Source organism: Flavobacterium sp. KMS, assembly GCF_000813005.1.
Classification (GTDB): domain Bacteria; phylum Bacteroidota; class Bacteroidia; order Flavobacteriales; family Flavobacteriaceae; genus Flavobacterium.
On sequence record NZ_JSYP01000011.1, the window covers coordinates 123,441 to 147,581 of the forward strand.

Here is a 24,141-nt window from a genome sequence, read left to right on the forward strand (position 1 = left end):
AGAGATTAAGTGTTTTTTTAAATTATTGAAAACTAATTGAGTAGTTGTATGAACATAACCAATATTTTGAAAACCATAAGTTTTATAATCGTATTTACTTTTTTGGGTAGTGTTAAAACAAATGCTCAAAAAATGGAACAAAATGTTGCGGCATGGGTTGGTTATGAATTGTATTTACCATTTAAAGAAGATGGAAGATGGGGATTGTTGTTGGAAGGATATTCAAAAGGAAATCAATTTGTATCTGAACTTCAAGGGGCTTTTTACAGAGCAGGAGCCAATTATTATCTTAAAAACGGAAACCGATTAGGAGCAGGTATTGCCTATCAATGGGATTTGCCGTATGATGAGATCTCCTTACCATACAATAATCCAGATTACAGAATATACGAGCAATTTATTTGGCGTATAGTAAAGAAAGAAGGAAAAGAAGTTTGGTCACAACGTTTTAGGATGGAACAACGATGGTTAGGTAGAAAAGACGATCCAAATAGCACAAGCGACCATTTTGATTATTACAAATTCGAAAATACGTTACGATACCAAGTACGGTATCAATTATGGTTTAAAGAACGATGGGCAGCTGTAGTTTATGATGAGGTTCATATAAGAACCAATGCAGCCAGCAGCGATGAGAATTACTTAGATCAAAACCGATTGTATTTGGGAACTGCTTATAGTCTTGACAAACGGAGAGAAATACGATTGGAAGTAGGATATATGAATCAGATTTTCTGGAAATCGCCCGATACCGAAAGTGGGCTTAGCAGAATGAATCATACGATTAGGATTACGCTTACAACTGATTTGCCTTTTAAACGAAAATAAAAATTAGAAGCTATGATTGATGAATCCAAAGAAACCAACGAAAACATATTTGATTCTGGAATATCAAAAGCAGAGCGATTTGCCGAGGGAAAAGCAATTCGTAAAACTACACCGCGCTCCATTCATAGCGAGTGGAAACCCGCCAAAGATAGAGAAGATCCTGTTGCTATATTAATTAATACAAGTGTAGGTAGAGTCGAAAGTCTATTACCTATAAGATATAGTAGGATGATGGAATCTCCATTTTCCTTTTATAGAGGTGCAGCAGCAATTATGGCAGCCGATTTAAAACAGTCCCGCACAACAGGAATAGAACTTCAGCTTTGCGGAGATTGTCATTTAATGAATTTTGGAGGATTTGCGACTCCTGAGCGTCAGTTAGTTTTTGATATTAATGACTTTGATGAAACGCTTCCCGGACCATGGGAATGGGATTTAAAACGACTTGCAACCAGTTTTACTATTGCAGCAAGATGGAAGAATTTTTCTCCAAAAATAAGCAAAGAAGTAGCTCGACTGGTTGCCGAGAGTTACAAAAAACACATGCTTGAATATAGCAAATTATCAGCACTACAAATATGGTATGCTCATATTGATCTAGCCGACTTGATAGACTTAGGAAGTGATGAAGAAATAAAGCAGTTCCAGAAAAAAAGACTAAAAAAAGCGGCAGAATATACTGCCCATGAAAAAGAGTTTGCCAAACTCACGTATCAAGAAGGAAAACGGGCTCGTATTAAAGATGAGCCACCACTTATTTATCACCTAACGGGCGAAGAAGGCGAAAATATGCTGAGACAAGCAGAGGCAGTTCATAAAAAGTATATAAAATCATTATCTGAAGATAAACGAATACTCCTAAACCGATATTCAGTACATGATATTGCTATAAAAGTAGTAGGAGTAGGAAGTGTAGGAACGCTTTGCGGGATAAGTCTGTTAATGTCGGGAACTGGCGAACCGATTTTTTTACAATTTAAAGAAGCTAGGCAAAGTGTATTAGAACCTAATTTAAAAACCAAAAGTATTTATAAACATCAAGGTGAACGTATCGTAATGGGACAGAAGTTAATGCAGTCAGCATCGGATATGTTTTTGGGATGGACAGATGGAGAAAGTGGGAAGTTTTTTTACATACGACAACTTCGCGATGCCAAAGTTAAACCTGTTCTTGAGGTTATGAAAGCCAAAAATCTTATGGATTATGCCAAAGCATGCGGATGGGTATTAGCAAGAGCACATGCACGTTCGGGAGATGCTTCGGTTTTATCTGGTTATATGGGTAAAAACAAAGAATTTGCCAATGCGATTGCCGATTTTTCGGTTTCCTATGCCAATCAAAATGAAGCAGATTATAAGAAAATGTTAGAAGCTGTTAAAAGCGGAAGATTACCGATACCAATGGAAAGTTAATTTAATAAGTAAATAAGAAACAAACGTATGAAATGAGCATGACCTTAAATTGGTCGCAAACACCAATGAAGATATGCGAATTACATATGACCGATAAAAATCAATTAATATCTACATATGAATAGAAAGTTTTTATTTTTAATAGGCTTCTTGATGATGGTTATCTCAACAAATGCCCAAACACAGCGTATAGATTCTACGGCTGTTTATCTCTTAAGCCGAACTACCGAAACCATGCAGGATATAAAGTCTTGTAGTTTTACTGCGGTAACGACTTATGATATTTTAACGAATAATTTAGGACTTGTAAAGCACGCTATTATTGATAAAGTTGCCATTAAGTTTCCAGAGAAAATGAAAGTAACTTCTACAGGAGACAAAGGCAATCGGGCATTGTTGTATAATGGACAAAGTTTAAATTATTATTCTTACGATAATAATACTTATGCTACGACCGCTGCACCAAATTCTGTGATTGAAACAATAGATGATGTTAGCAAAAAGTACGGAATTGAGTTTTCGGCTGCCGATTTTTTCTACCCATCTTTTGTTAGCGATATTCAGTCTTCTAGTGAAGATTTGGTCTTTTTGGGAAAAACAACTATTGATGGAAAGGAATGTTTTCATATTGCAGGACGAGATAAAACCAAAAGTTTTCAGTTTTGGATAGCAAATGATGATTTGTTTTTACCTCTTAAGATGGTAATAATTTATACAGATCAAAAAGAGAGTCCACAATTTGAAGCAGTTTATAAAGACTGGGTAATAAACGCCGACTTGCCAGACACTTTGTTTGAGTTTAAAGCTCCCCCTAAGGCTACCAAAACAAAATTTGCTCCTAGAGAAAAAACTAAGTAATCACATAAATAGATTCCTATGAAATCATATAAATCAAATAGAATTTCGATATTTATTATGGTATTGTTTGCAATGCTATTAATGATTCCAGAAACAGTTACAGCACAACGTTTTGGTCATTTCCCACCGCCGCGTCCAATGCCTCGTCCGGAGCCGATTAGACCTATGCCACGTCCAGAACCGATTAGGCCGATACCGCCAAGGCCGTTGCCGCCACCTCCACACCCGTATCCAAGGCCGTATCCGGTGCCATTTCATCCTTACCCAGTACCATTTCCATATGCCTATCATCCGTTTGTGCCCTATGTTTGGGGGCCAACATGGTATCCTGTAGGTTTCTTTTTGGCAACATTAACCACCGCAGCAATAATTGTATCTGTAGAGAATACAAACTATAATTATGACGATGGAGTATATTATGTAAAAGAATCCAGTGGGTATAAAGTTGTACCAGCACCAATAGGCGCAACAATATCTGATTTGCCAAAAGGATATGTAACAATAACTGTCTCGGGTGCCGAGTATTACTATTATGGAGGAACTTATTATAGTAAAACTTCAGGCAAGTATAAAGTTGTAACAGCACCAGTTGGAGCAGTTGTAACACATCTTCCAGAAGGAGCAGAAGAAAAAACAATCGACGGTCAAAAATACTTGCTTTATAACAATGTGTATTATCAGCCAATTTCTAAAGATGGTCAGGATAGTTACGTTGTCGTACAAGGTAAATAATTGACAGAATGTATTTGTAAAAACTTCCATTGTAAGGCTAAACATGTGCAATTCAGTTTATAATGGAGGATATTTAATCAAATTTGTTTGGGGTAATTAATAAAATAATTTACCTTTAGGGAAAATACCACTTAATTTTAAGAATGTTTTAACTTAAAAAAACAATATTCTTAACAGGAATTTCCGCTCATTCAAAATTTGATCATTTATTTAATAGTTTAAATAGCTTACTAATTTTTTAATAATCACTTTAAAATTTAATAAAATGAACACGAGAAGAAGAACCTTATTCATAATCCCAGTTATATTATTGGGTTTGATTTACAGCTGTGCTCCAAGCGTAAAAGTTACAAACGATTACGACCATTCAGCTAATTTTTCAGAATATAAAACATTTGCGGTTTATGACTTAAAAGCGCAAGAGGGTCAGGTAAGCCAGTTGAATGTAGATAGAATTGCAAATGCAATTCGTACAGAAATGGCTAGTAAAGGATTTAAAGAAACAGCAAACAATCCTGATCTGAAAGTTAATGCGGTTACCATTTTAAAAGACAAAAAACAGGTTACAGCAAATTCTAATTTCTATGGATATGGCGGTATGTATCGTCCGTATGGATATTGGGGTGCTGGTGGTGGTATGTTAAGTGGTACTACAACTTATGATACCTACGATTATGTTGATGGATCTTTGGTAATTGATATTGTATCTACAAAAACACAAAAACTAATTTGGCAAGGCATCGGTAATACCGAATTGGATAAAAGACCAGATAATCCAGATGAATTTATTAGTTCTTCTGTAAAGAAAATTTTAGCAGGATTCCCTCCTGGCTTAGTTGTAAAAAAATAAGTTCTACAACGAGTATATTACAACTCGATTAAACTTATCTCCCTACTAGATAAGTTTAATCGTTTTATAATGCAGGCAACTACAATGTCTTTGATAATGTTGATTTTATAAGTGAAATCATTTCTAGAATAAAAATGTTAAATCTTTCCCCCATGATTTATATATTACTATCTCTCTTTTTCTTTATCGCATCAATAGCAGGTTTTGCTGTTTCGTTGATGATTATTTTTACCAAAAAAAATCTTAATCAGAATTTCTTTTTGAGTCTTTGCTTATTTAGCCTTGCTATAGGAAGTATTTATAGTTTTTACTTGTCTGCAAGTGTATTAAAAGGGTTTTCAAATTTCTTTATAATCACCCGTTCTTTTATTTTCTTGGTAGCACCATGTTCTTTTTTATATATAAGAAATGTTTTGTTGCCTGGAAAAATGATTAGAAAATACGATTGGATACATTTTACTCCCTTTATAGTATGTTTCATTTATATTTTATTTTCATTTTCAGACCGTTATCTTAATTATTTAGGAGGTTTGTTTAATGAGGATATAATACAGAGAACAGACTATTTATCTGTTAAAGTAAATGCTGCATTTCCGTTAATCATAATATTATCTTGGTTAGGATATGCTTTTGTGCAAACCATAATGATTTTAAAATTTGATTTAAAAAACACACATAAACTTAAACGATATAATGATAAGGTTATTAATTGGTTGAGGATTTTTAATATTATGATTATAGTACTTTTTTCGACACTTTTTGTGCATCGATTCTTGAGTAGCTCCGTAATTAATATTGATTTTCTGTACAACGCAATGGTATCTTTTATCCTTCTTTTTACAGTGAGTTGGTTGTATTTTAAACCTCAGGTTTTGTACGGTTTACGTGAGCCGCTTATTACTTTGCGTAATTTTAGCAACGATAATTTTAGTAAAACTATAAAGACAGAAGAAGTAAAAGACGCTTTGCCTATATTAAGCTTGCTTACAGACGAAAAGAAAATAACTTATTTAATAACACTTGAAAAAGCCTTTCTTAGTAAAAAACTCTTCTTAAAGAAAAATCTTGTCATTCGCGATTTGTCCGAAGAAACAGGAATACCAGTTCACCATCTTTCAAGTCTGATAAATAGTGAATATAATCTTCATTTTCAGGATTATGTAAATCTTAAAAGAATCGAATACTTTAAAGATAAAGTAAACGATATCGATTGGAAACACTTATCTCTGGAAGGAATGGCATGGGGCTCGGGATTTAAATCCAGAACAACTTGTTTTAGAGCATTTGTTAAACACACAGGTAAATCTCCATCAGAGTATTTTAAATTTATTCGAGTAACTTCTGAAGGAAGAAATGAATTCTCGATAAAATAATTTCATTACCAGAACAAGATAAAACTTGTGTTGAGGGATTCTTTTATTGATTAAGTATTCTAAAATTATTTAATGAATTATTATAAAGTAAAATCATGAAAACAGTATTTAATAAAAACATACAATCTATAAAAACAGTTGTTACAACACTGGTTTTATTAATTCCTTTTTTTAGTAATGCACAACTTAAAGGTGGACATTTTCTGGGGGCTATGGGATTACAATCGGGTACCCAAACACCCGAAAATACCCTTTCTGTATTTGTACCCGTTTATTTTTATAACACGACTTCTTTACGAAATAACGATGGCGACGTTGCAATCGCAGATCCAAACTTAAATATGTTCCTTACAGCCGTAGGTGTAAGTTGGGTAAGCGATTTTAAGATTTTAGGAGGAAATTATGGAGCATCAGCATTATTACCATTTGCCTCCAATGCAATTCAGGGGAATTATGTAAGCTCAAAAAGCCCTTTTGCGTATTCAGATACTTATATCATACCACTACAATTGGGTTGGCATAATAAAAAAGCCGATTTCATTTTTACTTACGCCATGTATTTGCCTACGGGTAAGTTTGAAAACGGAGCTAGTGATAACAGTGGTTTAGGAATGTTTATAAATGAGTTTTCGGCAGGAACAACACTTTTTTTTAATGATAAAAAAACATTGCATTTATCAGCATTAGCTTCTTATGAAATAAATGGAAAGAAAAAAGATACCGATATTAAAACAGGAGATCTTTTTAGCCTTGAAGGAGGATTCGGAAAAACATATTATGTAATGGGAGGCACTACAGATGCACCAGCTCCGAAATCTATAATTAATGCAGGTTTAGTTTACTACATGCAGTTTAAAGCAACAAGCGATGAAATACCTATTGGGAACTCCGTTTTTTCAGGTAACAAAGATCGTGTTATGGCTTTAGGTGCCGAAGTAAATTATTTTCATATTAGCTCAAGTACCTCAGCGGGATTACGCTGGTTTGGAGAAGTTGAATCTATTAACAGATTTAAAGGGAATACTTTTTTTATAACGTTGGCTCATGTTTTTAGTACAAAGAAATAAATAGCCAATTATAAGAAATTGGTATAAGGGTTCCAATTGATAAAGGTGTGAAATCTCTCAACAAGTAATTAAATATACCTGCGTATGAAATTAAAAGGATTATTAGTACTGATATTTATTATCATTAATCAGAATATAGTATTTGCCCAAAAAGAAGATTTACGCCAAGCTTACGCTGATAGTATAAAAACATCTACATGGGCTTATAGATTACCCGCTTGGGGACAACGTATTACCAAAAGAGGAGTCGATTTGCCATATCCGATCGGGATTATGATAAATTATTTTTCAGGAAGTCAAAAGGTTGTTATCAGTGATCTGGAAGTAGGGATAAACAATAGCCCGTTAGTTCCTCTTGATTTTGTGAAATTTGGAGAAACCAAAGCCACACTTAATTCCGTAACCTCACGTATAGATGTTTGGGCATTGCCTTTTGTAGACATTTATGCAGTTGTAGGTAAAACTTGGGCGAGTACAAGTGTAAACGTTGTCGAGCCAATGAATTTTAGTAACAAAGTCGATTTTGAAGGAGGGACTTTTGGAGTCGGAATGACTTTAGGAGGTGCTTACAAACATGTATTCGGAACCTTAGATTATAACAATACATGGACAAAATTTGATCAAATCGAAGGATCTATTCATTCTCAAATGTTAGCGCCAAGATTTGGATATGTTTTTCAGTCCCGACGAAAACCGAATAGGAATTTTGCTCCATGGATTGGAGTTCAGGGACTTTTTGTAAACAGAGTGACCAAAGGAACTATTAATCTTTCGGATTTAGGAGTTAGCGGAAACTCGGCAGATTTTGATGTCGAAGATAAGGCTTGGTATCAAAATTTACCTGCGGCAGATAAGGTTATTATTAAACAAATAGCCGATAAAATAAGAGACAAATTAGATAAGTTAGATCCAGAAGATGCTTCAATTTCGTATTCACTTAAAAAGAAAGCACTTTCTCCTTGGAGTATGTCTGTGGGTGGACAGTTTCAATTAGATCACCATTGGCAGTTTCGAACAGAAGCAGGCTTTTTTGGTGGACGTTCCTCAATTTTAGCTTCAGTAAATTATCGATTTGGATTTTAATATGAAAAAAACAAACCAACTCCGAAAAGTATTCCTGTTTCTTATAGTTTTCATGACGATAACGATGACAGGGCAGGACAATGAACATAAACACATAAGTATGAAAGATTCCCTAGATGGGGCTTTTGATTTAAGTGATTACATAATTTATGCACATGGTTTTATAGTTGTACCTACACTTATTACTGAGCCTGCTTTAGGAGGAATCGGGGGAGCGGTGTTACCTCTTTATCTTAAAAAACATGATCCAATTATTGATGCAAATGGAAAGAAAAGATTTATAGATCCTGATATAACAGGAGCCATGGGAATGTATACTGGTAACAAAAGTTGGGCAGTAGGAGCATTTCGTGCAGGAAGTTTTATAAAATCAAGAATATTGTATCGTGTAGGAGGAGGCTATGGAGATGTAAATATGTCATTTTATGAAAATTTGCCTAATGGTAAAGACAAAGAAATTGACCTTAATTTTAAATCATTTGCATTCTATGCTCGGGTTATGAAACAGTTTAGAAACGGAAAATGGAGTGCAGGTCCACAGTATCTTTTATTGGATTCTAAAGTTAATTTCCCAGATTTAAATGATCTTCCTTCGTTTGCTAAATTAAGTGATGTAAAAAGTGTAGTAAGTCAATTAGGTGGAGCCATTCAGTTTGATGGGCGCGATAATATCTTTACGCCAGATAAAGGAATGCGGTTTCAGTTTGACTTTTTCTGGTCAGATAACACAATTGGCAGTGATTATGATGCATGGCGGTTAAATTTTTCAGCAATAGGGTATTATCCTATCGCTAAAAAATTAATTGGCGGACTTAGACTAGAAGGAGAACAGGCACTTGGTAATGCTCCTTTTTACCTTAGACCAGGAATTAATTTAAGAGGAATTCCTTCAGCCAGATATCAGGGTAAAGCCAGTGTTGTTACAGAGGCTGAACTAAGATGGGATTTGTACAGAAGATGGAGTCTTATGGGCTATGGCGGTCTGGCAAGTGCTTTTAACGATTGGGATAAAGCTTTTGCTAAACCAGTTGTTTATAGTTATGGAACAGGTTTTCGATATTTAATTGCTAGAAAATTTAAATTAAGAATGGGGGTCGATGTAGCGAGAGGTCCGGAAGACTGGGCATATTATGTGGTTTTTGGAAGTAATTGGCTTCGTTAATTTACCTTAAAAAAATATCTGTTAGTTAGTTAATTCAATAATTGTCTAAAACCTGATAGCAATTGCTATCAGGTTTTTTTTATTTCTATACCGTTTTCTTAAAATGAATATCCAAGCGTAAGCAACCAGTTTCTTGGAGCTCCGGGAAATAAACGGATGTAATCATATCCACCAACCCAATAGGTTTTATTGGTTAGATTATTTGCGTTCAATTGTATTTTAAATTTGTTAATAGTGTAATACAAAGCAGCATTCATTAACGTGTAACCAGGTATTGTTTGTGTTGCACTAATACTTAAGTTACGAGTTGTTACAAAGTTTGTTCCCATAGCAAGCCCAAAATCTTTTAGAGCACCATCTACAAAATTATAACGTGTCCAGATGTTTCCTTGTTGTATTGGAGTGTTTGGTTTTTGTCTTCCTATTTCGTCAGCTATTGGACTTTCGGTAATATGTGCTTCGTTATAAGAGTAAGCTGCAGAAATACTCCATTGGCGAGTTATACTTCCATTTACATCAATTTCAATTCCTTTAGATTCTTCTGTACCAACCTGTCTCATTAAGTCAATATTAGAAGGATCATTGGCATTATACAACGTGTTTTTTTGTTGAATCTTAAATAGTGCCAGAGTAACGAATAACTTTTCTTTAAACCATGACGATTTACCTCCAAATTCTATCATATTACTTTCTAAAGGATCAAAAGGTCCACCAGCATTTGGATTAGATAATGATGATGTGGTTTGTGGGTTATATCCTTTTACGTAGGTACCATAAACATTAATGTTTGAGTTTACAGTGTACGTTAGACCTATACGTGGTAAGAATGAATGTTGTTTTACTTTCTTCTCATTGTCTTTTGTGTAATTTTCGCGGTCGGTATATTCGTCATATCGAACTCCAATTAAGGCTTGCAGACGTCCCCATTTTATATGATCCTGCAAATAGATTCCATATAAAGAATAATAGCTAGGGTCGAATGGACGTGCAGTATAAAAATATTTGCTAACATCCTTTAGTTGTTGTGATCCAGACGGATTTGTTAAGTCAAAATGAGCAACATTCGGAACAGGATTTCCTTTGGAATCTAATAAATAAGCATTGCTATTTTTTGGATTATAAGTATTAATCGCTCCATTATTTGCTGCATTTCTGTATCCTTTTGCCTCAAGCTGAGAACCTCCAGATGGTACTTGTTCCTGAGCGTAGTCATATCCTAAGATTAAATTATGATCTAAATCGCCTGTTTTTGTTTTGTACACAAAAAAGGTCGAGATATTATCGATATAGCGTTTACGTTTACGCATAAAAACCTGCATTTCTATCGCAGACGGAATTGTACTACCATCTGCTGCAGACGCATATTTGTTGGCGCCACGATGTTCTAGCAAGTCTTCATTATAGCCAGTTCGGATATACGAAGCAGAGAATGACAACTTATCGGTAAATTGATGGTTTAATGAAGTTGTAACAATATAAGTTTCTTCGTTAAGATAATCATTAGGAGAGTTTAATGATTGTTTGGTTTTTGTAGAATACAAGTTGTTTTCGTAAGTCGATTGTCCACGATCTAGCATCCCTTTTGAACTTGTATAAATTAAATCAAAGTTTACTCGGGTTTTATCATTTGGTAAAAACGATAGCGAAGGAGCAATAACAATGTTCTTATCAAATTGTAAATCTCTAAAAGAATTGGCATTCTCGTAACCTATATTCAAGCGGTATAAAAGTGATTTATCTTCGGTAAGCGGTCCTGTAAAATCGGCTAATGCTCTAAGAGTATTAAAACTTCCTGTAGAAAAACTGATACTATTTGCTGGTTGATCCAATGGTTTTTTGGTTACCCTATTTATAACTCCACCAGGCGATGCATTACCAAATAATGCTGATGATGGACCTTTTAATACTTCTACACGTTCCAGATAATTTGCCAAAGGCTGTTTCCAGAATCCTGTCGAAGTTCTTAAACCATTTAGTAATTGCGTATTGCTTCCTCCATTTATTCTAAAACCTCTAATCGATACATCATCATAAAAAGTGAACTGACTTACACCACTAAAATTCTTTATAACCTCTCCGATGCGTATTGCGCCTTGGTCGGCAATTAGTTCTTTAGTAGCATAAGAAACCGCTTGTGGTAAATCCTTAAGAGCAATTTCTGTTTTTGCACCAATAAAAGATTTTGTGTTTTTGTATGATTTCTCTTTTCTACCAGTAATCTCTACAGTTTGCAGCGTATTAATATTTTCTTTTAGCGTAATGGTTGGTAAGTTTAGTTTTTCATCCTCATGTAATTCGATCGATTTTTCCTGAGAAGAAAGACCTAAACTAGAAAAAAGAAGAGTGTAGGTTCCTGGTTTAAGATTATTGATCTGGAAATTCCCCTTTTCGTCGGCGGAGATATTCTTTTTTAGTTCCTTAATAAAGACAGCTGCATAAGAAGCCTCTTCATTGTTTTCGGTAACTATTTTTCCTGTAATTTGGGTAGTTTGAGCTTGCCCAATATTAAAAAATGCTATAAGTAGCACTATATAAATTAGTTTCATTGTATGGTATTTGGATTTTTACGGTGCAAATATATATTTATTTAGACTTGATAAAAATAATAATTTAAGAAAACTTTATATAAAAAAAGAGAACACGCGTGAGTGTTAGATTATTCAGGACTTTTTATTTAGAAGCAACAGCATAATTTTACTTTATTGCTAAAAAAAGATTACCTGTTTTGAGTATTTTGTAAGTTTTTATAGATTAATAAAAACATTGTATAAAAATTAACTGCATTAGGTTAGTTTTTTTATTTAATATTTAATTGTTTTGTAACAAAAATAAAATCAAGGCTACTAATTAGTCAACTATTTAAATCATTGATTATGTATAAAATTACGATGAAATCGGTATTCGCAGCATCTGCCTTTATGGTAGGTGTGAGTGGTTGTTTCGCACAAGACATTTTGGTTAACTCTTTAAAGTTAAATGCAAGCGAAAAAAGTAAAGAGAATTTTAAATTTACGGAGCAAATTAACCTAGGAACAACATCGGTAAAATCTCAAGGTTCTTCAGGAACATGTTGGAGCTATGCGACAAACTCTTTCTTAGAGTCAGAAATGATTAGACTTGGGAAACAACCAGTTGAGTTGTCTCAAATTTTCTCTGCAAGAAATGTGTATGTAGAAAAAGGTAAAAACTACGTGCGTATGCATGGAGCAGTAACATTAGGCGACGGAGGTTCATTGCATGATGTAATCAATATGTACAGAAAATACGGAGCTGTTCCAAGAGAAGTATATACAGGATTAAACTACGGAACAGATAAAAATAAATTTGCCGAAATGGCAGCTATAAACGAAGGTGTTTTAACAGCAGTAGTAAAAAATCCAAACGGAGAACTTACTCCAAACTGGGAAAAAGCCTATGCAGCAGTTATTGATTCTTACTTAGGAAAAGTGCCAGAAAACTTTACTTACAAAGGAAAAAATTATACACCACAATCATTTGCTAAAGAGATAGTAGGTGTTAATCCAGATGAATATGTTGAAATGTCATCATTTACAACAGCTCCATATTACCAAAAAACATTATTGGCAGTGCCAGACAACTGGTCATTTGATCAGGTTTACAATGTAAAAGTTAATGACATGACCGATGTTATTGATAATGCATTAAAAAAAGGATATACAGTAGCTTGGGCTACAGATGTAAGTGAGAAAAGCTTTAGCTGGAAAAACGGTGTAGCATATGTACCAACAAAGAAATTTGATGATATGACTGCAGATGAAAAAGCAGATATGTTTAACGGACCAAAAGCAGAACCAGAAATTACTGCCGAAATGCGTCAGGCTGCTTTTGATAACTATCAAACTACAGATGATCACGGAATGCACATTATTGGTTTAGCCAAAGATCAAACTGGTAAAGAATATTACATCGTAAAAAATTCTTGGGGAGAAACAAATGACTACAAAGGTTTCTTGTTTGTAACTAAAAACTTCGTGAAGTATAAAACTACTGCTCTTATGGTAAACAAAGGCGGATTACCTGCTGATATTGCTAAGAAGTTAGGAGTTTAAGTTAATTAGAACTTTTAAAATATAAAGAAAGCGCTACAAGAAATTGTGGCGCTTTTTTATTGTATTTATTGTTTTTAATTACATCGATTTTGATGGAATTAAAATATAACAATGATATACCCAAAATATAGCATTATTCAAATTTGATAAAAAGTTAAAAAAAATCTTATTAAAGTTCTACCTTAGTTTTTAAATTAAAAAACAGAGTCTTTAGTAAATTTATAAACAAGTAAATTTACCTGTTTTTATATTATTAATTTATAGTATATTTACTATGATCATTGATTAAGTTAATTTAAAGTCTTTAGTTGCTGTATTATAAATTGATATTAAAATGACGTTTTGATTTTGTAAAATCATATATTTATGATAATTACATAGTATATTGTTTAGTTAGTGTTTTAAAATAATTCATTAAAGGATATCATGAGTAAAAAAATTAAAATTCTAGATTTAATCGAAAATCTATCTGAAATAAGGAGTGATATTCCTCAATTTTTATTTGCAGAAGCAATTCATCCTCATACTATGGTAGCAGTAAGAGATGAAATACTTTCCTTTAAAAAAGAATTTGCAGATGTTAATGAAATAGATTTTATAATTAATTCCCCAGGAGGATCGCCAGCTGATGCTTACAGAATAATAAGAACTTTAAGAAATAATTTTGAAACGGTAAATGTAATAGTTCCCTTTTGGGCTAAAAGTGCTGCAACATTACTCAGTTTAGGCGCAACTAAAATTATAATGGATGAATTTGGAGAGTTTGGGCCTTTAGATATTCAAATTGCTGTTGAAAGAGATGATAGTCCTGAAATTGATAGAGAAAGTGCATTGAATGATGAATATTCTGTTCGAAGAATAGAAGCTAGGTCGCAGGAACTATACTATCAAATGTTTACAAACCTTTATTCCAGTAATGATATTAAAATTAATAAAATTGAATTATCAAAACAGCTTTTAGAATATTTAGCTTCATTTTACAAACCTTTATTAAGTCAAATTAATCCATACCATTTGGGGAGAAAAAAGAGAATGTTGGAGATAGGTCATAATTATGCGGATCGGATACTTTCTACGTATCATCCTAATTTGCCTGACAAAAACAAAGCCTATTTAATTGATTATTTAGTTAACGGCTGTCCAGATCATGGATATGTTATTGATTATAATTTGATTTCTCAATTTCTGACGAATGTATCAAAATCAAGCGAATTAGGAATTATTTACGAAAATTTACTTACCGAAATTTCTTCTGAATTGATAATCCAAGAAGATTTTACTTTTATAGGATTTATTATAAAACAAAATCAAGAAGAAAATGAAACATTACCTATTCCTCAAGAATTGCTTAATAATGGAATAGATCATAAAACTGTTGAACGAAAACAACCTAAATCAAAAGCAGACGTTACAAAAAAACCTACCACTAAAAAAATTAATCACAATGGAAAAAAGAACGATCCCGCAAACTGATACATCAGCTTTAAAGAAAGCTTTGTATGAAGATCCTAATGCTGGTTTCAGAATCAAAATCGAAAATTCTAAAAAACAATTTGAGAAGCCTAAACCAGATAAGTTTAAGAATGCATTTCCATCTCAGCAGAAAAATAATTTAATCTTTTTAAAATAAATAAAGCCACTCAATTTGAGTGGCTTTATTTATTAATATTAATCAATCAAACAAATTAAATATATTCCCAATCTATTGATTCTTCATTTTCGTTTTTCACGTCAGCAATCCATGCTTGTCTGTAGTTTTTTGTTGCAAACTTTTTCAATTCGTCTTTATCGAGATCAAAATTATCTTTAATAGTAATGAACATTTTCTGATCTCTTCCATCAGCCTTGACAAAATAGTTATTGTCTGTGAATTTAATATTAGAAAAACCGTTTTTACCCAACCATTTTTCAACTATAACTTTTTTTTCTTCTATACTATTCATACATTTTTTTTTAAAATGTTAATACTCTATTGAGGTATTCAAAGCTTTTGCTGTGAATTTTTTAATCGTTTTTATATATCCTGTAACACTGTGTTCTGAAGGTTGTTTATAGATCTTTTTTATATCAATAAAATCTTGATAAGATGCGTTTATTTCTTCAAAATATATATGTTCGCGCTTTAATACTAAAATTTTCATATGATCTTCTGTGTAAACAGGAGAAATTGAGGGCAAATATAAATCAAATATTTTTGTTGGACTTAAAAACATTTTATTCACTGATAATAATGATCCTAAAAAGCGTTCAAATTTTTTTGCTCTAATCCAATCGTCAGAAAAAGCTGTCGAGCCTTTAAAATTCAATTCCCAATATGAATCTATATTATAGCCTTTTATATCTTTCAAATATAAAGCTACATAAAAATCTGCTTCAATATCTATTAAACTCATAAAATCTGATCCGAAATAATCTTTAATTTTTACAGCATCATCTTTATTTGGTACTTTTTGAACAACAAGATGAAAATATTCATGTAAAATTACAACCTCAAAGAAATCATATCCCCATGCGTTAAGATTAACAGGATTGAATGAAACTTTTTGTGCTCCATTATGATTATGAACTTTCATAATCCAGTCTCCTTTAGAAGTTGGCTCTATTGTTACATCTTTAATGTCAAATAAAGATTCAGTAACTTTTTCATCAATTAACCATTTATTAAATTTTTCTAATTCTTCTAATAATCTTTCCCTGTCGTTTTCTTTGATTTCTCGTGGTTGGTCGTCAAAATTAACTAGCTCATCATAGGGGCTGTTCTTATTCATGTCTTTCATATAAAAAAATTTAAACGCATATTTTAATATAAAGATAAAATAAATAGTAAATAATTAACAATGGAATAGCTATAAATAGTTAAATTATGTATTGTTTTTAGATTATTAACAATGGTGACAATCTTTTTACTTTAAGTTATAGAAATTTTTATATCTATTTTGATGTAATGATTTAAGTATATATAAAGATTCATCATTACTAATAACTTTCTTTATCTTCATTAAGATTTTCTAATAGTTATTTGTAGATTTTCTTTAATATAGATAAAAACTTTCTTGAATGTGCTTTGATGTAGATGTATAAATTTAGGCTAGTCAATTAAAAATGCATAAAAAACCTTAGAATTCATAAGGCTTTTTTTGAATATGGGTAAATGAGGTAGTAAATAAAAATAAAATGTTATAAACATAGCCAACGGTTTCAACCGTTGGAGTGTAATGCATTATTGCAATTTGTATCACACGGTTTCAACCTTGAGTTATGGTCAAAATAAGATAGTCAATTATTAATAATATCATCTCCTTCAAATTGTTCCCCTTCTTTGATCTTATGGTACGTTGTGTTAAGTGCTTGACTTTCTTTATAGTAATTTTTAGAATAGCTTTGAATAGCTTCTTCTAATTTAAGATTATGTTGTATAATATTGTAAAAATCAAAATCATATTTGCGTAAATTGTTAGTTTTGTGATAGATGTTTAATCTCGTTATATTTTCGCAAGATGATTTAATTTGAGCAATTCTATGGATTGCTTTTGTGTCGACATATTCGTTATATTCTAAAATTTCATCACAGAAATTCAATGTATTAGCAATAGATAATTTGAAATATTCTTCATTTGAATAAGTGCCTTTAATTAACATATTATCTATATTTATTTCTTTATCTACTGAGAGGTCAGCAAGTAAATTTGAGCATTTAATGAGTGATATTTCTTTAATAGTTTTTAATTCGTTATCTCCCAATAAATCTTTAATAAGGTAGGTGATTTGCATTTCTATGTTGCGTATTTTATAACTTAGTAAGCCGTGTAGCTTTATTCTTTTTCTTTCTTTTGGCATATGTTGAACTAAGAAATAGAAAATAGATGCAGCTGTAAAAGAATAGCTTAGTTTTAGTATAAATTGCCCAAATCTATAGCAAAAATCATTGAAGGCATTGAATTCACCAAGGCCAAATTCTATAATAATAATTAGGGAGAAGCTTATCAAAAATGTAAACTTAATTTCATCTGCAAGGGTATTCCATCTGTTTGACCAATAGATTTTCTTCATAAGGGGGGTAATTTAATAAGAAAGAGGGCTCTCATGAGTCCTCTTTCTTAATTATTAACGATAATATTTCTGCAAAGGATTTACTTCCCTTTTAATAACTTCTCCAAATATTCAACTTTCTCTTTTTCAGCCAAAACCAAACGCTCATAAAGTTCTACCACTTTATCAAGCGGATTAAAAGTACAATTATATGCGTTTCCATTAATGACACTGCCGTCATTTAATGTGTTTCCAATAATATTTAAAACCGCTTCTTCAGAGAAATTTTTAATTCCTTCAACAGAAACTCCTAATGCTTCAGCTATTGCCTTAAGTTTTTCATCATCTATTGTTTCGCTGTTTTCAATAGCAGAGATTGCTTGTTGGTTTGTTCCTAAAGCTTGTGCCAAAGCTTCTTGCTTCATATCTCGAAGTTCACGAATACGGCTTATTTTTCGCCCTATATGATTTGGTTTTGTAAGTGTGCTCATAATTCAAAGATAATAATTAAGTGTAATAACAGTCAATATGTAAAAAACATATTTAGCTAAGTACGGTACGGCTAGAAATGATACAGTACAGTTGAATAGATTGCTTAATTGCGATGTGTTGTAAAAATACAATTTTTCGCACAGGTAGAGATTAAAAACAAAAAAATATAGTAATGCAAAAAGAAAATCATATTCCATTGCATCATGATGAGGTAATGCAATCGGTAGCGAGATTCCTTTCGGCTCTTTGGGTGGAAGGAGAGTTTAGGTATCAACCGGACTATTTAGTTGAAATTTTCGAGAATATTCTCAAAACAGAAATCGGTAATGACCAGGATTTACGAACTAAAATGATAAGTTGTATTAAAACGAGTAAAATGCTGAAAAAAGCATTAGAGCGATTCTCCGATCAAGAAATAGAAAAAGCCTGCAATGGGATTGTAAAAGCTTAATAATGCCTTTATGCTTCTAATTTTGCGTGTAAAACAGTCGTAATATAATAACGCTCAATTTAACCGCAAAGAGCGCAAAGAGAAAAAGACGCAGAGGTTCGCTAAGTTATTGATTAAGCTTTGCGAATCTTTGCGTAACCTTTGTGTTCTTTGCGGTAAAGTCTTTTTATTTAATGCTCAACTTTTGTAATCGAGTTACTAGCGGAGACCCTTCGTTCCTCAGGGTGACAAGATTGGGTGATAATAAAATAAGGGAAACCGTGTTGTCGAGCAAAAAGGTTATCAAAGCTATTGATTAAGCTTTGCGAACCTTTGTGTAAATCCTTTGCGCTCTTTGCGGTAAAAGCCCACAAACAATGGATCCGCGTTATCGTTGTTTGAAAAGCTATTGATTAAATTTTGCGAACCTCTGCGTTTTTTTCTTTGTGCTCTTTGCGGTAAAGTCTTTTTATTTAATGCTCAACTTTTGTAATCGAGTTACTAGCGGAGACCCTTCGTTCCTCAGGGTGACAAGATTGGGTGATAATAAAATAAGGGAAACCGTGTTATCGAGCAAAAAGGTTATCAAAGCTATTGATTAAGCTTTGTGGATCTTTGTGTAATCTTTTGCGCTCTTTGCGGTAAAACCCACAAACAATGGATTCGCGTTATCGTTGTTTGAAAAGCTATTGATTAAACTTTGCGAATCTTTGCGTAACCTTTGTGTTCTTTGCGGTAAAAAACCACAATCAATGAAAATCTGTGTTATCGGGTTTGAGGTAAGGAATAAAATATGGGAAACCTATAACCAAAAAAAAAGACTATCATTTCTGATAGTCTTTTTTGCTCCCTCTCTTGGGCTCGTTCCGATAGCTATCGGAACAAGGACTCTCTGATTAACAGTATTTCAATAATAGTTTTTCTGTAATCTCAGGATATTTTTGCAAATTAAGAAGGTAGGTTTTGCTTTTCATACTTTTTATATGTTTTTCTATTTTTCTTGCTTGATAAATATCAACACATTCAATAGAATAAAACAATGTCCAGTCATTTGCAATTTTGGTGTGTGAATTTTTAAACTGACCTAAATTATGCCATTGTATTCTAATTTGAATATCTGAAGTTTCCCCAATATAATAGGTTTCCTTGCTTGGAGAGTAAATAATGTAAACAAAGTGCATAAGGAACAGATTGGATGTAATGTGCAAAAAAAAAAATACCACTTACATTTGTAAGTGGTATTTTAAGCTCCCTCTCTTGGGCTCGAACCAAGGACCCTCTGATTAACAGTCAGATGCTCTAACCAACTGAGCTAAGAAGGAATCACCTTAAAGGTAAATATGTTTGCTAAAAAAAAGTTGCTCCCCCTCTTGGGCTCGAACCAAGGACCCTCTGATTAACAGTCAGATGCTCTAACCAACTGAGCTAAGGAGGAAGTTGTTGTTCTTTTTAGCGAGTGCAAATATAGAAGGTTTTTTCCTTTCTAAAAAATTTTTTCGCACTTTTTATTAATAAATTTTACTTGCCTACGATTGCTTTATAAATATCGTTACCGTTAGCAAATAAAAGCAATGTTATAAGTAAAACGAAGCCAACCATTTGCGCGTTTTCTAGGAATTTATCGCTTGGTTTTTTACCGCTAATGATTTCGTATAATAAAAACATCACATGACCACCATCAAGAGCAGGAATCGGTAATAAATTCATTACTCCAAGCATAATTGATAAAAGTGCAGTGATAGACCAGAACACTTCCCAACTCCAAGTACTAGGGAAAATATTATAAATAGCCGCAAAACCACCTACTTGTTTGTAAGCTTTGGTTTCTGGGTTAAAAATCATTTTAAGCTGTTTTCCGTAACTTACCAATTGATCTTTTCCTTTTTCAATCCCTACAGGAATCGATTCAAAGAATCCAAACTCTTTAGTACTTATTTTATAGTAGCCTAATTTCTCTAATGATTCCATTCCTAGAGTACCAACATTTACACCAAGTTTACCTTCTTTAGTAACAATAGCATTAACTGGAGTCTCTTTTTGGTTTCTTAAAACAACGGCAGGAATAGTTTTTCCTTTGTTATTTTCTAGTATTGTTTTTACCTCGTCATAATATTTTACTTTCTGTCCGTTAAGAGAAGTAACCAAATCTTTTGGTTGCAATTCTTTATTTGGAGATTCAGCAGCAATATTTCCAATAACAAAAGGCATTCTTATAGAAGCAAGAGGGCTTTTTTCATGTTTTGATAATTGGTCAACAAGATCGTTTGGCATCTGGATAGTTTGTTCAACACCGTTTCTTTCAATAAGAACTTGTTTAGACATCACTAAGTCCATGTTTATTTGATTGTCGAAACTCTCTACTTTTTTACCATCGATAGCTAGAATCTTATCACCAGTTTTAAAACCAGCTTTAATCATAACAGGATTTTCAATAGAAAGACCGTCTTTTATGTCAGCATTAGCAACATAAGTTTCACCATAAGCAAATGCCATTCCTATATATATAATAAACGCAAGAATAAAGTTTACCGTAACACCACCCAACATAATGATTAAACGTTGCCAAGCTGGTTTAGAACGAAACTCCCAAGGTTGTGGTGGTAAAGCCATTTGTTCCTTGTCCATACTTTCGTCAATCATTCCGGAGATTTTTACATAACCACCCAGAGGTAACCAACCGATACCATATTCAGTATCGCCAATTTTCTTTTTTAGAAGTGAAAATTTGACATCAAAAAATAAATAGAATTTTTCGACTCTTGTTTTAAATAATTTTGCGGGGATAAAATGCCCTAATTCGTGAAGAATAATAAGTAATGATAAACTCAATAAAAATTGAGAAAGCTTGATAACTATATCCATTGTTTAATTTTAGTTCTTAAATAACGCACAAAAGTAACGTTTTCTATTTTAATTCATAGTGCAATATAAGTCATAAGGTTTTAAATGTTTGTTAATTAATAAACATTTAGATTTCTACTTTTAACAAGATGCAGTAACTTTACTTTTTAAACACTATTTTAAATATTAGTAGTGTTAATCCGCTAAAAGTTACATTATATGGCTTCATTATTATTTTCTCCGCTTTCGATAAAAAAAATCACCTTAAAAAATAGAATCGTTATTTCGCCAATGTGTCAATATTCAGCTATTGATGGTTTTGCTAACGATTGGCATTTGGTACATTTAGGAGCTCGTGCAACGGGAGGTTCAGCATTGATAATTCAGGAAGCAACAGCGGTTTCGCCTGAAGCAAGAATATCACCCGAGGATTTAGGACTGTGGAAAGACGAACAAATAGAAAAATTAAAAGCAATCAATACATTTATTGTTTCTCAAAATGCCATTCCCGGAATCCAGATTGCACATGCCGGACGCAAGGCGAGTGTTTCAGCTCCATGGCAAGGAAATAAAAAGTTAGATTTCGCTCAAGGCGGATGGCAAACCGTTGCGCCAAGTGCAATAGGTTATCATGATAATGAAGCTGCTCCAATAGCTTTGGATAAAGAAGGAATTCAGAAAGTAATTGCCGATTTTAAGTCAACTACCAAAAGAGCCGTTGCTGCAGGATATCAGGTTTTGGAAATTCATGGAGCGCATGGATATTTGTTACACCAGTTTATGTCGCCATTGTCTAATTTAAGAACTGATGAATATGGCGGAAGTTTCGAAAATAGAATTCGTCTTACCTTAGAAATCGTTGATGCAGTACAATCAGAATGGCCAGCAGATTTACCGTTGTTTGTTCGAATCTCGGCAACCGATTGGGCAGAAGGAGGTTGGAATCTTGAAGAATCGGTACAGCTTTCGGCAATTTTAAAATCTAAAGGAGTAGATGTTGTAGATGTTTCTTCGGGAGGATTGGTTTCTCATCAAAAAATTGCACTAGGACCAAATTATCAGGTTCCTTTTGCCGAAAGGATAAAAAAAGACACTGGAGTTTTAACAGGAGCAGTAGGTTTAATCACCGAGGCTACTCAAGCCGAAGCAATCTTAACTTCAGGTCAAGCCGATTTGATTTTGTTTGCCAGAGAATCGCTTCGTGACCCAAACTTGGCTTTGCATTTTGCATCCGAGTTAAACTCCGATATACAATGGCCAAAACAATACGAACGAGCTAAGATTTGATGAAACATTAATGTTTTTTATTTAAACCATTAAGAGATAAAACATGAGTTTCTAACTGAACCATTAAGAGATTAAGTTATATTAAGCGTTGAACTTAATTTTTTTCAATCTGTTAATGGTTAGAAGAAATAAAACACAAGTTTTTTAATTGAACCATTAAGAGATTAAGTTATATTAAGCTTTGAACTTAGTTTTCTTTATTTCTTAATGGTAAAAAAACTTAATTTAATCAGTGACAAAAACAATAAACATTAACTGAGTTTCATTAAAAAGAGAAACTTAATTTTTTCTTCATTTCTTAATGGTGGAAAATCCTTTATCTCTATACCTATCGGGAGTGACAAAACAATAAACTTAATTTTCTTCATCTCTTAATGGTGAAGAAAAAAAATAAAAATCAAATGCAAAAAATAAAAACAGCACTATTATCATACGGAATGTCGGGGAAAGTTTTTCACGCACCATTTATAAACATTCACCCAGGATTTGAACTTATTGGTTCTTGGGAAAGAAGCAAGAAATTAATACAAGAAGATTATCCAACAGTAAAAAGTTACCCAACTATCGATGATGTTCTTGCAGACGATGTCGATTTGGTGATTGTAAACACACCAGTTGAAACACATTACGAATATGCCAAAAAAGTTCTAGAGGCTGGTAAACACGCTATAGTCGAAAAAGCATTTACAACCACCGTTGCACAGGCACAAGAATTGGCTGATTTAGCTAAAGCAAAAGGATTAAAATTGGCCGTTTTCCAGAACAGAAGATGGGATAGTGATTTTAAAACCGTTCAAAAGGTTGTTAAAGACGGTTTGTTAGGAGATTTGGTCGAAGCCGAATTTCATTTTGATCGTTATAATCCTTTATTAAGTATTAAAACACATAAAGAAACTGCCAATTCAGGCGCAGGAATTCTAAAAGATTTAGGACCACATTTAATAGATCAGGCATTGCATCTGTTTGGATTTCCAAAATCAGTCTTTGCAGACATCCGAATAACACGCGAAAATTCATTGGTCGATGATTATATCGATTTACTATTATATTACGATGATTTTAGAGTTCGACTAAAAGCTAGTTTCTTTGTTAGAGAAGCCAATCCAGCTTATGTAGTTCACGGAAAAAAAGGTTCGTTCTTAAAACCTCGTGGAGATGTTCAGGAAGATGATTTAAAATTGAGCAAAAAACCAGATACTGTAACTTGGGGAACAGAAGCAGAAGGTTTAAACGGAATTTTACACACAGAAATTGATGGTGAGGTTATCAAAGAGAAAATTCCAACTTTACAAGGAAACTATTATGAGTTCTTTGATGGAGTTTACAAGTCGATTACGACAAATGCTATAGAGCCAGTTACAGCCGAAGATGGTGTTAAAACCATGAAAATCATCGAAGCAGCTATTGCAAGTAATGCGCAACACAAAGTGATTGATTTGTAAGCATTTAACTCTTTGCGAAAGTAACGCGATCCCGAAGCGTCGGGACGGATTTACTAAAGTAAAGACGCGGAAAAATACGGATTTTTAAAAATAATTAATCCCTAAGTTTTTGACAACGTTATTAAGTTAAGCTTTTTTGATTTAATTATGATTAATTTTTTTCGCGCAAAGACGCAAAAGCGCA

At 32.9% G+C, this 24,141-nt stretch carries 22 protein-coding genes and 2 tRNA genes; 15 read left to right on the plus strand and 9 right to left on the minus strand.

All coding sequences use genetic code 11. From position 1 onward, the window contains the following. The first annotated feature begins 48 nt into the window (after window positions 1–48). From OA93_RS12240 to OA93_RS12280, 9 genes are all read left to right on the plus strand, one after another. Window positions 49–828 (plus strand): DUF2490 domain-containing protein, encoded by a 780-nt coding sequence (locus OA93_RS12240; protein ID WP_039113557.1) that lies wholly within the window; start codon window positions 49–51, stop codon window positions 826–828. 12 nt (window positions 829–840) lie between these two features. Then, entirely contained in the window at window positions 841–2,241 is a 1,401-nt protein-coding gene (locus OA93_RS12245) for a DUF2252 domain-containing protein (protein ID WP_039113558.1), read from the plus strand. A gap of 117 nt (window positions 2,242–2,358) precedes the next feature. Next, complete coding sequence (locus tag OA93_RS12250) at window positions 2,359–3,099, plus strand: DUF2092 domain-containing protein (RefSeq protein ID WP_039113560.1); 741 nt, start codon at window positions 2,359–2,361, stop codon at window positions 3,097–3,099. Window positions 3,100–3,117: 18 nt separating this feature from the next. Beyond that, complete coding sequence (locus tag OA93_RS24125; protein ID WP_131450956.1) at window positions 3,118–3,831, plus strand: DUF6515 family protein; 714 nt, start codon at window positions 3,118–3,120, stop codon at window positions 3,829–3,831. A 265-nt stretch (window positions 3,832–4,096) separates the two neighbouring features. Then, complete coding sequence (locus OA93_RS12260; protein ID WP_039113563.1) at window positions 4,097–4,681, plus strand: DUF4136 domain-containing protein; 585 nt, start codon at window positions 4,097–4,099, stop codon at window positions 4,679–4,681. Between the two features lie 152 nt (window positions 4,682–4,833). Beyond that, complete coding sequence (locus OA93_RS12265) at window positions 4,834–6,054, plus strand: helix-turn-helix domain-containing protein (RefSeq protein WP_039113838.1); 1,221 nt, start codon at window positions 4,834–4,836, stop codon at window positions 6,052–6,054. A gap of 95 nt (window positions 6,055–6,149) precedes the next feature. Next, window positions 6,150–7,121, plus strand: a complete 972-nt coding sequence (locus OA93_RS12270) for a transporter (protein WP_039113565.1) — start codon at window positions 6,150–6,152, stop codon at window positions 7,119–7,121. Between the two features lie 84 nt (window positions 7,122–7,205). Continuing rightward, complete coding sequence (locus tag OA93_RS12275) at window positions 7,206–8,204, plus strand: hypothetical protein (RefSeq protein ID WP_039113567.1); 999 nt, start codon at window positions 7,206–7,208, stop codon at window positions 8,202–8,204. Window position 8,205: 1 nt separating this feature from the next. After that, entirely contained in the window at window positions 8,206–9,366 is a 1,161-nt protein-coding gene (locus tag OA93_RS12280) for a BamA/TamA family outer membrane protein (RefSeq protein ID WP_039113570.1), read from the plus strand. 98 nt (window positions 9,367–9,464) lie between these two features. On the opposite strand, the gene OA93_RS12285 is transcribed toward OA93_RS12280, so the two are convergent. After that, window positions 9,465–11,912, minus strand: a complete 2,448-nt coding sequence (locus OA93_RS12285; protein ID WP_039113571.1) for a TonB-dependent siderophore receptor — start codon at window positions 11,910–11,912, stop codon at window positions 9,465–9,467. 327 nt (window positions 11,913–12,239) lie between these two features. Between OA93_RS12285 and OA93_RS12290 the strand changes: the two genes are divergently transcribed. The 3 genes from OA93_RS12290 to OA93_RS12300 all read left to right on the plus strand — a co-directional run bounded on the left by OA93_RS12290 (window position 12,240) and on the right by OA93_RS12300 (window position 15,066). Continuing rightward, window positions 12,240–13,436 (plus strand): C1 family peptidase, encoded by a 1,197-nt coding sequence (locus OA93_RS12290; protein ID WP_039113572.1) that lies wholly within the window; start codon window positions 12,240–12,242, stop codon window positions 13,434–13,436. A 426-nt stretch (window positions 13,437–13,862) separates the two neighbouring features. Then, complete coding sequence (locus OA93_RS12295; RefSeq protein WP_039113574.1) at window positions 13,863–14,909, plus strand: ATP-dependent Clp protease proteolytic subunit; 1,047 nt, start codon at window positions 13,863–13,865, stop codon at window positions 14,907–14,909. Beyond that, window positions 14,881–15,066, plus strand: coding sequence for a hypothetical protein (locus tag OA93_RS12300; RefSeq protein WP_039113577.1), 186 nt, complete (start codon window positions 14,881–14,883; stop codon window positions 15,064–15,066). Before OA93_RS12295 ends, OA93_RS12300 begins: the two co-directional genes overlap by 29 nt. A gap of 55 nt (window positions 15,067–15,121) precedes the next feature. On the opposite strand, the gene OA93_RS12305 is transcribed toward OA93_RS12300, so the two are convergent. The 4 genes from OA93_RS12305 to OA93_RS12320 all read right to left on the minus strand — a co-directional run bounded on the left by OA93_RS12305 (window position 15,122) and on the right by OA93_RS12320 (window position 17,956). Next, window positions 15,122–15,379: a hypothetical protein gene (locus tag OA93_RS12305; RefSeq protein WP_039113578.1), complete on the minus strand. Its 258-nt coding sequence runs from the start codon at window positions 15,377–15,379 to the stop codon at window positions 15,122–15,124. An 18-nt stretch (window positions 15,380–15,397) separates the two neighbouring features. After that, a complete protein-coding gene (locus OA93_RS12310; RefSeq protein WP_039113579.1) occupies window positions 15,398–16,213 on the minus strand; it encodes a hypothetical protein in 816 nt (271 codons plus the stop codon). Between the two features lie 499 nt (window positions 16,214–16,712). Then, window positions 16,713–17,486 carry a hypothetical protein gene (locus tag OA93_RS12315; protein WP_039113582.1) on the minus strand — a complete coding sequence of 258 codons (774 nt, stop codon included), beginning with the start codon at window positions 17,484–17,486 and terminating at the stop codon, window positions 16,713–16,715. A gap of 80 nt (window positions 17,487–17,566) precedes the next feature. Next, entirely contained in the window at window positions 17,567–17,956 is a 390-nt protein-coding gene (locus tag OA93_RS12320; RefSeq protein WP_039113583.1) for a helix-turn-helix transcriptional regulator, read from the minus strand. 173 nt (window positions 17,957–18,129) lie between these two features. On the opposite strand from OA93_RS12320, the gene OA93_RS12325 reads away from it, so the two are divergent. Next, the gene (locus OA93_RS12325; RefSeq protein ID WP_039113584.1) at window positions 18,130–18,408 is read left to right on the plus strand and encodes a hypothetical protein; all 279 of its coding nucleotides are present in this window, start codon (window positions 18,130–18,132) and stop codon (window positions 18,406–18,408) included. An 875-nt stretch (window positions 18,409–19,283) separates the two neighbouring features. Here the strand turns inward: OA93_RS12325 and OA93_RS12330 are convergent. From OA93_RS12330 to rseP, 4 genes are all read right to left on the minus strand, one after another. Continuing rightward, window positions 19,284–19,568: a GIY-YIG nuclease family protein gene (locus tag OA93_RS12330; protein WP_039113585.1), complete on the minus strand. Its 285-nt coding sequence runs from the start codon at window positions 19,566–19,568 to the stop codon at window positions 19,284–19,286. Window positions 19,569–19,635: 67 nt separating this feature from the next. Continuing rightward, window positions 19,636–19,709, minus strand: a tRNA-Asn gene (locus OA93_RS12335). Window positions 19,710–19,748: 39 nt separating this feature from the next. Beyond that, window positions 19,749–19,822, minus strand: a tRNA-Asn gene (locus tag OA93_RS12340). An 83-nt stretch (window positions 19,823–19,905) separates the two neighbouring features. Then, on the minus strand, window positions 19,906–21,249 hold the full coding sequence (rseP, locus tag OA93_RS12345; RefSeq protein WP_039113587.1) for an RIP metalloprotease RseP: 1,344 nt from the start codon (window positions 21,247–21,249) through the stop codon (window positions 19,906–19,908). 198 nt (window positions 21,250–21,447) lie between these two features. Between rseP and OA93_RS12350 the strand changes: the two genes are divergently transcribed. Further along, window positions 21,448–22,515 carry an NADH:flavin oxidoreductase/NADH oxidase gene (locus OA93_RS12350; RefSeq protein ID WP_039113589.1) on the plus strand — a complete coding sequence of 356 codons (1,068 nt, stop codon included), beginning with the start codon at window positions 21,448–21,450 and terminating at the stop codon, window positions 22,513–22,515. A 401-nt stretch (window positions 22,516–22,916) separates the two neighbouring features. Then, on the plus strand, window positions 22,917–23,957 hold the full coding sequence (locus tag OA93_RS12355; RefSeq protein WP_039113839.1) for a Gfo/Idh/MocA family oxidoreductase: 1,041 nt from the start codon (window positions 22,917–22,919) through the stop codon (window positions 23,955–23,957). Window positions 23,958–24,141 lie beyond the last annotated feature (184 nt).